Origin of the sequence: Burkholderia sp. BKH01, from assembly GCF_025685725.1 — a bacterium.
Taxonomy (GTDB): domain Bacteria; phylum Pseudomonadota; class Gammaproteobacteria; order Burkholderiales; family Burkholderiaceae; genus Burkholderia; species Burkholderia pyrrocinia_C.
Genome location: NZ_JAOTQT010000007.1, coordinates 98,367 through 109,607, shown reverse-complemented (window position 1 = coordinate 109,607; position 11,241 = coordinate 98,367). Strand labels below are relative to the sequence as shown.

8 protein-coding genes are annotated in these 11,241 nt (G+C 69.5%); 6 read left to right on the top strand and 2 right to left on the bottom strand.

What is annotated here, in order from left to right; all coding sequences use genetic code 11:
* Positions 1 to 231: 231 nt before the first annotated feature.
* The 5 genes from OEJ37_RS13740 (at position 232) to ilvD (ending at position 7,842) form a co-directional block, all read left to right on the top strand.
* Positions 232 to 1,152 carry a dihydrodipicolinate synthase family protein gene (locus OEJ37_RS13740; protein ID WP_059591384.1) on the top strand — a complete coding sequence of 307 codons (921 nt, stop codon included), beginning with the start codon at positions 232 to 234 and terminating at the stop codon, positions 1,150 to 1,152.
* Between the two features lie 234 nt (positions 1,153 to 1,386).
* On the top strand, positions 1,387 to 3,012 hold the full coding sequence (locus OEJ37_RS13735) for an APC family permease (RefSeq protein ID WP_175917817.1): 1,626 nt from the start codon (positions 1,387 to 1,389) through the stop codon (positions 3,010 to 3,012).
* A 75-nt stretch (positions 3,013 to 3,087) separates the two neighbouring features.
* Positions 3,088 to 4,680 (top strand): aldehyde dehydrogenase (NADP(+)), encoded by a 1,593-nt coding sequence (locus OEJ37_RS13730; RefSeq protein WP_263344558.1) that lies wholly within the window; start codon positions 3,088 to 3,090, stop codon positions 4,678 to 4,680.
* The gene (locus OEJ37_RS13725; RefSeq protein WP_174420969.1) at positions 4,673 to 5,695 is read left to right on the top strand and encodes an Ldh family oxidoreductase; all 1,023 of its coding nucleotides are present in this window, start codon (positions 4,673 to 4,675) and stop codon (positions 5,693 to 5,695) included. The genes OEJ37_RS13730 and OEJ37_RS13725 overlap by 8 nt, the downstream gene beginning before the upstream one ends.
* Positions 5,696 to 5,982: 287 nt before the next feature.
* Positions 5,983 to 7,842, top strand: a complete 1,860-nt coding sequence (gene ilvD / locus OEJ37_RS13720) for a dihydroxy-acid dehydratase (RefSeq protein WP_175917815.1) — start codon at positions 5,983 to 5,985, stop codon at positions 7,840 to 7,842.
* A 158-nt stretch (positions 7,843 to 8,000) separates the two neighbouring features.
* Here ilvD and OEJ37_RS13715 read toward each other — a convergent pair whose 3' ends face one another.
* Together OEJ37_RS13715 and OEJ37_RS13710 are read right to left on the bottom strand one after the other, a co-directional pair.
* Complete coding sequence (locus tag OEJ37_RS13715; protein ID WP_174420971.1) at positions 8,001 to 8,819, bottom strand: SH3 domain-containing protein; 819 nt, start codon at positions 8,817 to 8,819, stop codon at positions 8,001 to 8,003.
* A gap of 33 nt (positions 8,820 to 8,852) precedes the next feature.
* Positions 8,853 to 9,275, bottom strand: a complete 423-nt coding sequence (locus tag OEJ37_RS13710) for a hypothetical protein (protein WP_263344557.1) — start codon at positions 9,273 to 9,275, stop codon at positions 8,853 to 8,855.
* 297 nt (positions 9,276 to 9,572) lie between these two features.
* Between OEJ37_RS13710 and OEJ37_RS13705 the strand changes: the two genes are divergently transcribed.
* Positions 9,573 to 11,108 carry a sigma-70 family RNA polymerase sigma factor gene (locus OEJ37_RS13705; protein ID WP_174420973.1) on the top strand — a complete coding sequence of 512 codons (1,536 nt, stop codon included), beginning with the start codon at positions 9,573 to 9,575 and terminating at the stop codon, positions 11,106 to 11,108.
* The last annotated feature ends 133 nt before the right edge of the window (positions 11,109 to 11,241 follow it).

Here is an 11,241-nt window from a genome sequence, read left to right as displayed (position 1 = left end):
GAAAGGAGCATAGCTTCCTCCGTCGCGCGTCCATCCGCTTGTGGCTTTTCGATAAGGACGACGACGAAATCGGCATAGTGCGAGGCGCCCTTCGCGCATCGGGCGGCCGCTGTGCCGATTTCGTCATTTTGCTCCGCGATACGACTCAAGCGTGATGGGCATTTGCGCGGCGATACTGGTTGCCACACCGACACACCTGTCGGCCGACCGATACGAACGTAGGAGATTTCAGTGAGCCGCAAAGCCATTCAGTGGACCGGGGTTTTCCCGGCCGTCAGCACCCAGTTCAAGCCGGACTTTTCCCTCGACATCGACGCCACCCACCGCGTGGTGAAGAACCTGGTGAACGACGGCGTGTCGGGCCTCGTGGTCTGCGGCACGGTCGGCGAAAACACGTCGTTGTCGACGAGCGAGAAGCTGCAGGTGATCGAGGCCGCGCGCGACGCGGCCGGCGGCAAGATTCCGGTGATCGCCGGCATCGCCGAATTCACGACCGAATTCGCGCGCAACACGGTGCGCGAAGCGCAGCGCGTCGGCGTCGACGGCGTGATGGTGATGCCCGCGCTGGTCTACTCGGCGAAGCCGCACGAAACCGCCGCGCACTTCCGCGCGGTCGCGACGAGCACCGACCTGCCGGTGATGGTCTACAACAACCCGCCGATCTACAAGAACGACGTGACGCCCGATGTGCTGATCGCGCTGCAGGACTGCGAGAACATCGTCTGCTTCAAGGATTCGTCGGGCGACACGCGCCGCTTCATCGACCTGCGCAATGCGGTCGGCGATCGCTTCGTGCTGTTCGCCGGCCTCGACGACGTCGTGGTCGAGAGCATCGCGGTCGGTGCCGAAGGCTGGGTGTCGGGCATGTCGAATGCGTTCCCGAAGGAAGGCGAGACGCTGTTCCGCCTCGCGAAGCAAAAGCGCTTCGACGAAGCCCTCGCGCTGTACCGCTGGTTCATGCCGCTGCTGCACCTCGACGCGCGCCCCGACCTCGTGCAGTGCATCAAGCTGTGCGAAGAACTGGTCGGCCGCGGCAGCGCAGTCACGCGCCCGCCGCGCCTCGCGCTGCAGGGCGACACGCTCGCGGAAGTGAAGGCAATCGTCGCGAAGGCGCTCGAAACGCGCCCGGCGCTGCCCGACGTCGGTCTCTGATCGACTTCCCCTGCGGCGGCGCGCGGGCCTTCCCCCCTGCGCGCCGCCGTCTCCGGTCCGGCATGGCCTGCGGGCCCGTTCGCCCCGGCGCCAGCGTGCGCCGCTCGTGAACGGCCCGCGGCCCGCCCCGGTCGTTCGAACCGGGCGACGCCGGCCGGCAGGCCCGCACCGCAGCTCCGTCGGAGCGCGGCGCACGCGACGCCTGCACCGAAATTCCCCCCAGGAGACAAGCCCATGCCAGGCCAAGGCAACGCTCACCCGTCGGTCCCGCTTTCCCGTGCCGTGCACCCCGACGCGGGTCACGGCAAGTTCAAGAAACAGTTGTCGCTGACCGATCTCACGTTCATCGGTCTCGGCGCCATTTTCGGTTCGGGGTGGCTGTTCGCCGCGAGTCACGTGTCGACGATCGCGGGCCCGGCCGGCATCTTCTCGTGGCTGCTCGGCGGCTTCGCGGTGCTGCTGCTCGGCATCGTCTACTGCGAACTCGGCGCCGCGCTGCCGCGCGCGGGCGGCGTGGTTCGCTATCCGGTGTTCTCGCACGGCCCGCTGCTCGGCTACCTGATGGGCTTCATCACGCTGATCGCGTTCTCGAGCCTGATCGCGATCGAAGTCGTCGCCGCGCGCCAGTACGCGGCCGCGTGGTTTCCGGGCCTCACCGTCGAAGGATCGAGCGACCCGACGACGATCGGCTGGCTCGTGCAGGCAGCACTCCTCTGCTTCTTCTTTTACCTGAACTATTCGAGCGTGAAGACGTTCGCGAAGGCGAACAACATCATCAGCATCTTCAAGTTCATCGTGCCGCTCGCGGTGATCGGCGTGCTGTTCACGTTCTTCAAGCCCGCGAACCTGACCGTGCACGGCTTCGCGCCGTTCGGCATGCCGGGCATCGAGATGGCCGTGTCCGCGGGCGGCATCATCTTCGCGTACCTCGGGCTCACACCGATCGTGTCGGTCGCGAGCGAGGTGCGCAATCCGCAGCGCACGATCCCGATCGCGCTGATCCTGTCGATCCTGCTGTCGACGCTGATCTACGTGCTGCTGCAGCTCGCGTTCATCGGCAGCATCCCGACCGCCATGCTCGCCGGCGGCTGGCACGACATCAGCAAGGCGTTCACGCTGCCGTACCGCGACATCGCGCTCGCGCTCGGCGTCGGCTGGCTCGCGGTGATGGTCGTCGCCGACGCGATGATCTCGCCGAGCGGCTGCGGCAACATCTACATGAACGCGACGCCGCGCGTGGTCTACGGCTGGGCGAAGACGGGCACGTTCTTCAAGGTGTTCACGCGCGTCGACGAAGCGTCGGGCATCCCGCGCGCGGGCCTGTGGCTCACGTTCGGCCTCGCGATCTTCTGGACGATGCCGTTCCCGTCGTGGGAAGCGCTGATCAACATCGTGTCGGCCGCACTGGTGCTGAGCTACGCGGTCGCGCCGGTATCGGTCGCCGCGCTGCGCCGCACCGCACCCGACCTGCCGCGGCCGTTCCGCGCGAGCGCGTTCGGCATCACCGGCCCCGCGTCGTTCGTGATCGCCGCGCTGATCGTCTACTGGTCGGGCTGGAGCACGGTGTCCTGGCTGCTCGGCCTGCAGATCGCGATGTTCGTCATCTATCTCGCGTGCCGCCGCTGGGTGCCGACCGCGCACCTGAGCCTCGCCGAACAGGTGCGCTCGTCCGCGTGGCTGATCGCGTTTTATGCGGCGATGATCGTGCTGTCGTACCTCGGCGGCTTCGGCGGCACGGGCCGGCTCGCGCATCCGTACGACACGGTCGTCGTCGCGGCCGTCGCGCTCGTCATCTACTACTGGGGTGCGAATACCGGCGTCCGATCCGACAAGCTGCAGCTCGACGACGACGAGGACTGACGCACCCGTTCCCTTTCTCACCATCGCTCCGGCCGGGTGCACCACACCCGGCCCCTGTTTTTTTCGAGGAAAACCATGCAACTCACAGGTCAGCTCCTGATCGGCCAGTCCGCCGTCGCCGGACAGAACGGCACCCTCCACGCGATCGCCGCCGCGACCGGCGAGCAACTCGAACCCGCTTTCGGCGGCGCGAGCCTGCACGACCTGGAGACGGCCTGCGCGCTCGCCGACGACGCGTTCGACACGTATCGCGAAACGACGCTCGACGCGCGCGCCGCGTTTCTCGACGCGATCGGCCGCCACGTCATGGCGCTCGGCGACGACCTGATCGAGCGCTGCGTCGCCGAAACGGGCCTGCCGCGCGCCCGCGTCGAAGGCGAACGCGGCCGCACGGTCGGCCAGCTCGCGCTGTTCGCGTCGCTCGTGCGCGACGGCGGTTTTCTGGATGCGCGAATCGATCCGGCGCGCCCCAAGCGCAAGCCGCTGCCGCGCGTCGACCTGCGCCTGCGCAACGTCGCGGTCGGGCCCGTCGCCGTGTTCGGCGCGTCGAATTTCCCGCTCGCGTTCTCGGTCGCCGGCGGCGATACAGCCTCGGCGCTCGCGGCCGGCTGCCCGGTGATCGTCAAGGCGCATTCCGCGCATCCGGGCACGTCGGAACTCGTCGGCCGCGCGATCCAGCAGGCCGCGCGCGAATGCGGAATGCCGGCCGGCGTGTTCTCGCTGCTGTTCGACGCGTCGCGCGAGATCGGCCAGGCGCTCGTCGCCGATCCGCGCATCAAGGCAGTCGGCTTCACCGGCTCGCGCCGCGGCGGCGTCGCGCTGATGCACATCGCGGCCGCGCGCCCCGAGCCGATTCCCGTCTACGCGGAAATGAGCTCGATCAATCCGGTGCTGCTGTTTCCCGCCGCGCTCGACGCGCGTCACGACACCATCGCGCCGCAGTTCGTCGCATCGCTCACGCTCGGCGCCGGCCAGTTCTGCACGAACCCGGGCCTCGTGCTCGCGGTCGACGGCCCCGCGTTGCGCACGTTCGAAGCCGCGGCGGCCGATGCCGTGCGCGCGGCGGCCGCGCAGACGATGCTGACGCCGCACATCCACGCAAGTTATGCGCAAGGCGTCGCGGCGCTGCGTGGGCACGACGCGGTCGAATTGCTCGCGGAAGGCGTCGAAGGCAGTCGCTACCAGGCCCGCGCGGCGCTGTTCGCGACGTCGGCCGACGCGTTCATCTCGCGCCCCGAGTTGCGCGAAGAAGTGTTTGGCCCCGCTTCGCTGATCGTGCGCTGCCCGGATGCCGATACGCTGCATCGCGTGCTGAAGTCGCTCGAAGGCCAGTTGACGATCGCCGCGCATCTCGCCGACGGCGACGCGCCGCTGTTCGCCGCGCTGCGCCCGACGCTCGAGCGCAAGGCCGGCCGCATTCTCGTCAACGGCTTCGGCACCGGCGTCGAGGTCGGCCATGCGATGGTGCACGGCGGCCCGTTCCCGGCGACGTCCGACACGCGCACGACGTCCGTCGGCGCACGCGCGATCGAGCGCTTCCTGCGCCCCGTGTCGTACCAGGACCTGCCGGACGCGCTGTTGCCGGAAGCGATCCGCAACGGCAATCCGCTGAACGTGCCGCAGCGCATCGACGGCGTGCCCGCGCCGCGCGAGGTGAACCATGTCTGAGCAAACCGCCGAAGTCGTCCTGTCGCTCGATGAAGTCCATGCGCTCGCGCTGCGCGTGCTGACACACAACGGGATGTCCGATGCACATGCGCGGGCGATCGCCAATGTCATCACGCAGGGCCAGCGCGACGAATGTCACTCGCACGGCGTGTATCGGCTGCTCGTCTGCGTGCGTTCGCTGCGCAAGGGCAAGGTCGATCCGCAAGCGGTGCCGACGCTGCGCCGGCTGTCGTCGTCGATCGTCGCGGTCGACGCGCATCGCGGCTTCTCGCTGCTGAGCTTCGAAACCGGCCTGCCCGTGCTCGTCGAGATGGCGAAGCAGCACGGGATCGCCGCGATGGCGATCAACCACTGCTACCACTTCTCCGCGCTGTGGCCCGAGGTCGAGGCGATCGCGGCCGAGGGGCTGGTCGGCATCGCGATGAACCCGAGCCACAGCTGGGTCGCGCCGGAAGGCGGCCGCGAGCCCGTGTTCGGCACGAACCCGATCGCGTTCGCATGGCCGCGCCCGGGTGGCGAGCCGTTCGTGTTCGATTTCGCGACGAGCGCGATCGCGCGCGGCGACATCGAGCTGCACGCGAAGCAAGGCAAGGCGATTCCGCCGCACTGGGCGATCGACGCCGACGGCCAGCCGACCACCGATCCGAAGGCCGCGCTGCAGGGTGCGATGCGCACGTTCGGCGGCCACAAGGGCTCGGCGCTCGCGGCGATGGTCGAATTGCTCGGCGGCGCGCTGATCGGCGACATGACGAGCCGGGAATCGATGGATTTCGACGAAGGCGTCGGCGCGACGCCGTGCCACGGCGAGCTCGTGATCGCGTTCGATCCGAAGGTGTTCCTCGGCGACGATCTCGACGCGGGCCTCGCGCGCGGCGAGCGGATGTTCGGGTCGATCGTCGCGCAAGGCGCGCGGCTGCCGTCGCAACGGCGCTTCGACGCCCGCGCGCGCAGCATCGCGAACGGCGTGCGGATTCCGCAGGCGCTTTACGACGAGATCCTGACGCTGCTCGACTGACGCCGGAACGGGGAAGCGGCGCGGATGGATCGTCGATAAAAGCACGATCCGGTCGCCTCCCGAACCGGCCGTGCGGGCGTGCCGCAGCCGCCCGCGCGTTCCGCGCCGCGCACGCCGCACGCCACCCGCGCCGGTTGCCGGCCCCGCGGGCGCCACGCCCCCGTCGGCTGTGGGATAATCGCGCGGTTTGCCCAGGGCGCAGCTCAAGAGGTTGTTCGCACGGGCGCGAGAGAGGCCTTCATTCCCGTGCCTCCACCCTTTTCCGCGATATTTCTTCAGCAACCACAATGCCCACTTACCGTTCCAAAACCTCCACCGCCGGCCGCAACATGGCAGGTGCGCGCTCGCTGTGGCGCGCCACCGGCATGAAAGACGACGATTTCTCGAAGCCGATCATCGCGGTCGTCAACTCGTTCACCCAGTTCGTGCCCGGGCACGTGCACCTGAAGGATCTCGGCCAGCTCGTCGCGCGCGAGATCGAGGCCGCCGGCGGCGTCGCGAAGGAATTCAACACGATCGCGGTGGACGACGGCATCGCGATGGGCCACGACGGCATGCTGTATTCGCTGCCGAGCCGCGACATCATCGCCGACTCGGTCGAATACATGGTGAACGCGCACTGCGCGGATGCGATGGTGTGCATCTCGAACTGCGACAAGATCACGCCGGGGATGCTGATGGCCGCGATGCGCCTGAACATTCCGGTGATCTTCGTGTCGGGCGGCCCGATGGAAGCCGGCAAGACGCGCCTCGCGAACCCGGTCACCAAGACCGTCGAACTGAAGAAGCTCGACCTCGTCGACGCGATGGTGATCGCGGCCGACCAGTCGTATTCGGACGCCGACGTCGCCGAAGTCGAACGCTCGGCCTGCCCGACCTGCGGCTCGTGCTCAGGCATGTTCACCGCAAACTCGATGAACTGCCTGACCGAAGCGCTCGGCCTGTCGCTGCCCGGCAACGGCACGGTGGTCGCGACGCACGCCGATCGCGAGCAACTGTTCAAGCGCGCCGGCCGCCGCATCGTCGAACTGACGCGCCAGCACTACGAGCAGGACGACGCGCGCCTGCTGCCGCGCTCGGTCGGCTTCAAGGCGTTCGAGAACGCGATGACGCTCGACATCGCGATGGGCGGTTCGACCAATACGATCCTGCACCTGCTGGCGATCGCGCAGGAAGCCGGCATCGACTTCACGATGAAGGACATCGACCGCCTGTCGCGCACCGTGCCGCAGCTGTGCAAGGTCGCGCCGAACACGAACAAGTACCACATCGAGGACGTGCACCGCGCAGGCGGCATCATGGCGATCCTCGGCGAGCTCGAGCGCGCCGGCAAGCTGCACACCGACGTGCCGACCGTGCACGCCCCGACGCTGAAGGACGCGCTCGACCAGTGGGACATCGTCCGCACGCAGGACGACGCGGTCCGCACGTTCTACCTCGCCGGCCCGGCCGGCATCCCGACGCAGGTCGCGTTCAGCCAGAACACGCGCTGGCCGAGCCTCGACCTCGACCGCGCCGAAGGCTGCATCCGCTCGTACGAGCATGCGTTCTCGAAGGAAGGCGGCCTCGCGGTGCTGACGGGCAACATCGCGCTCGACGGCTGCGTGGTGAAGACGGCCGGCGTCGACGAAAGCATCCACGTGTTCGAAGGCTCGGCTCACGTGACCGAATCGCAGGACGAAGCGGTCGAGAACATCCTGAACGACAAGGTCAAGGCCGGCGACGTGGTGATCGTGCGCTACGAAGGCCCGAAGGGCGGCCCCGGCATGCAGGAAATGCTCTACCCGACCAGCTACATCAAGTCGAAGGGGCTCGGCAAGGCATGCGCGCTGCTGACGGACGGACGCTTCTCGGGCGGCACGTCGGGCCTGTCGATCGGTCACTGCTCGCCGGAAGCGGCAGCGGGCGGCGCGATCGGCCTCGTGCGCGACGGCGACAGGATTCGCATCGACATCCCGAACCGCACGATCGACGTGCTGGTGTCGGACGAGGAACTGGCGCGCCGCCGCGAAGAGCAGAACGCGAAGGGCTGGAAGCCGGCGCAGCCGCGTCCGCGCAAGGTGTCCGCGGCGCTGAAGGCATACGCGAAGCTGGTCATGTCGGCCGACAAGGGCGCGGTGCGCGACGTGTCGCTGCTCGACGACTGACGGGGCGGCCTACCGACGACGGGTAGCCAGCCGGCAACGCGTAGCCGATCCGGCCGCGGGCCACGCAACCGCCCGCTCGCCCGATCCAGAAGCCGCTCTCCGGAGCGGTTTTTTTTCGTCCTGCGCGCGGAGAAACCGCGGGGCTGACGCCGGCGCTGTCAGTGACGGAATTCGTCGGGTCCACCGCCGCTTCCACCACCGCCGTGGCTACCGCCGCCGTTTCCACCGCCTTGCGGCCGCGCATAACCGCCGCCACCACCACCTCCTCCGCCTCCTCCCTGACGCACCGGCGGCGGCATCGTCCGGGCTTCACCGCCCGGTGCGGGTGACGGACGCGATACGGCCGGCGGCGGGCTTGCCGGACGAGCATTGCCCGCTGCGCCCGGCATCGGTGCGGGCGCAGGTGCCGGCGGCGGCGTGCGGTTCGCGCCGTTCCAGCCGCCGCGCGTGGCCGACGGCCGCGCATCATGCTGCCCCTGCGGCGGGCCGCCCGGTGCGACCTGCCTCGGCCCGCCCGGCTGCGGACGGCCCTGTCCCGGCGGGAACCCGCCGGGGCCGAGCCGCGGTTCCGCGCGATGCTCCCAGCGATCGCGGTCGTGGTACCACGGACGGTGCCGGTAATAACGATCCCAGTACGCGCCGATCGCGAATCCGGTCACCGGGACACCGATGATCGCGCCGTATTCGAGCAACGGCACGTAGTTGCCCTGGTACGGATACTCGAGCAACTGCGCATCGATCCAGCCGCGCACGCCCGGCAGCGCGACGTCGCACCACGAGTAGTCGCTCAGGCAGCCGAATACGTCCAGCGCCGTGTCGGGCGGGATCTGCGCGACCACCGGATAATCGGGCGCCGGCCCGGCGTACAACTCGGCCGGCGAGTTCGTGTAAGCGCTGCTCTGCGCATCGGCGACGCCCGGCGCGGCCGCGAAGCCAAGCAGGACGACGCACAGACTTCGGACAATCGTGTTCCTCATGATGCTCTCCCGCGCGGCCCCGCCGCGCGTCCGTCAGTGCCGATGGCCGCCGCCCCGGTGGCCGCCACCCCAATGCCCGCCGCCCCACGGACGATGCCAGTGCCCGCCGCGCCCGCCCCAGTATCCGCCGCCCCAACGGCCCCAGAAGCCGATCGAGACGGGCGGCCCGTACCAGCCCGGGTAGTACGCCGGGTAGTAGTACGGATACGGCGGCGGCACATAGGCCGGCGCGACGTACACCGGCACCGGCGCAACGACGTCGGCCGGCGTGTCGGGCGCCGGCGAAAGGGCCGAACCGGGCGCGGCCGGCGCAACCGGGATCTCGCGCTGTGTTACCGTGGCGGGCACCGGCGCGTAATAAGGCGCATAGCCGTACGGGCTCGTGTAGTAGCAGCCGCCGAGCGTCAGCGCGGCCAGCGCGATGACGGCGGGCCTCGCGGCGGAAATCGGGTTCATCTCGTGCTCCGGCAGATTCCGCGCGCCGCCGCCGGGCGCGCGCCTGACTCTAGCTTACGTCCCCTGCAGATTTCCGCGGGTATGATCGGTTACTTTTTGTTTCCTGCACCGGACGGTCGTGCGGGCATGCCCCATGCTGCCTGTCTGCCGCGCCCGCATTGAAGTTGGCGCAGATGCCCTCAACTTGAACGATGTCAGGCTGACCGGCGCGGACGAGCGTTCGCGGACACCCGGCGGCCGGAAACCGGCGGACTTCGGTCCGCCCCCGACAGGAGCGCGGCTCACGCCGCCATCGACATGACTACGCCACGCCCCACTCACCGGGCGGACACGCCGCTCGATCCGATCATCCAGTTGCTGGCGCTCGCCGGCGAACAGGGTTATCTGACCCACGCCGACCTCGTCGACGCGCTGCCGCCCGAAAGCGACAGCCCCGACGCGCTCGACGTCGTGCGCGCCGCGCTCGCCGACATCGGCATCGCCGTGCTCGACGAGCCGGCCGCGCCTGCGCCGTTCGCCGGCACGGCGCCTGTCGATGTCGATCGCGACACGCTCGACGAAGGCCGGGCCGTGCTCGGCGACCTCGCACGCGGCACGAGCGCGTCGACCGATCCGCTCGCGCTCTACATGCGACGCATGCAGGCGGTGCCGCTGCTCACGCGCGAAGGCGAAATCGTGCTCGCCCGCGAGATCGAGACGGGCCGCCACCAGATACTGCACGCGCTCGCCGGCTGTCCGGCGGCGGTCGACGCGCTGCTTGCGCGTCACCGTGCAACGGGCGCCGCCGGCGCAACCGGATCGTCCGATGACGACGACGGCGACACCCCCGTGCCCGCCAGCTACGACGCGCTGCAGGCCGCCGTGTCGGCGCTGCGCGGCGCATTGCTTGCGCATGGCTGTCGTTCGGACGAATACCGCGACGCGCGCAACCGCATGGCCGCGCTGCTCGGCTCGATCGCGTGGGTCGCGCCGGCCGTCGACGACGCAAGCCGCGTCGTGCGTGCGCTCGCTGCAGCCCCGCATGACACCGCCGCGGGCGAAGCCGCCTGCTTCGACACGGTCGCCCGGCGTGCCCTCGCGGCGGCGCTGACCGACGGCCAGCAGAAAGTGCGCGACGCGACGCGCGCGATGCTCGAAGCGAACCTGCGGCTCGTGCTGTCGATCGCGCGCAAGTACATGAACCGCGGCATCGACCTGCCCGATCTGGTGCAGGACGGCTGTGTCGGCCTGATGCGCGCGATCGAGAAATTCGAGTACCGGCGCGGATTCAAGTTCTCGACCTATGCGACCTGGTGGATCCGCCAGGCAGTCGCGCGCGCGGTCGCGGATCGCTCGCGCACGATCCGCGTGCCCGTGCACGTCGGCGACCAGTACCAGCGTGTACGGCGGCATGCGCTACGCTTTCGCCAGCGCACGGGCCGCCAGGCGACGCCTGCCGAACTCGCGGCGGAAACCGGGTTCGACGAGGACAAGCTGCGCGCGGTGCTCGCGCTGCCCGCCGAGCCCCTGTCGCTCGACACGCCGCTGCCCGACGCGGACACCGGCCTCGTGGACCTGATCGAGGACCAGACGTCGGCCAGCCCGTTCGAGCAACTGGCCGACACGCGCATGCGCGAATGCGTGACGTCGCTGCTGCGGTCGGTCACGCCTGCCGAGGCCGACGTGCTGCGCCGGCGGTTCGGCCTCGGCGGCACCGAGCCCGATACCTACGACGCGATCGCGCAGGACGCGGGCATGTCGCGCGAACGCGTGCGGCAGATCGAGAAGCGTGCGCTCGCCGCGCTGCGCACGGCTGCCGAAGCCGAGAACGCGCAGTCGTTTCTCGACGCGTAATCGCGTCGCGCGACGCACGGTCGTGCCGACATGCGGCACGACCGTGCGCGTCGCGCCTGTGCTACGTTTGCCATTGACGTACGTCAAGTCGTCTTGGCCGCGCGTCGCGACAATGGTCAAAAGCCGACCGGCG

Bases quoted from the DNA above. Each gene is read 5' to 3' on its own strand.
- OEJ37_RS13715 (WP_174420971.1), bottom strand. From the start codon at position 8,819: ATGAGGAACACGATTGTCCGAAGTCTGTGCGTCGTCCTGCTTGGCTTC.
- OEJ37_RS13705 (WP_174420973.1), top strand. From the start codon at position 9,573: ATGACTACGCCACGCCCCACTCACCGGGCGGACACGCCGCTCGATCCG.
- ilvD (WP_175917815.1), top strand. From the start codon at position 5,983: ATGCCCACTTACCGTTCCAAAACCTCCACCGCCGGCCGCAACATGGCA.
- OEJ37_RS13725 (WP_174420969.1), top strand. From the start codon at position 4,673: ATGTCTGAGCAAACCGCCGAAGTCGTCCTGTCGCTCGATGAAGTCCAT.
- OEJ37_RS13730 (WP_263344558.1), top strand. From the start codon at position 3,088: ATGCAACTCACAGGTCAGCTCCTGATCGGCCAGTCCGCCGTCGCCGGA.
- OEJ37_RS13710 (WP_263344557.1), bottom strand. From the start codon at position 9,275: ATGAACCCGATTTCCGCCGCGAGGCCCGCCGTCATCGCGCTGGCCGCG.
- OEJ37_RS13735 (WP_175917817.1), top strand. From the start codon at position 1,387: ATGCCAGGCCAAGGCAACGCTCACCCGTCGGTCCCGCTTTCCCGTGCC.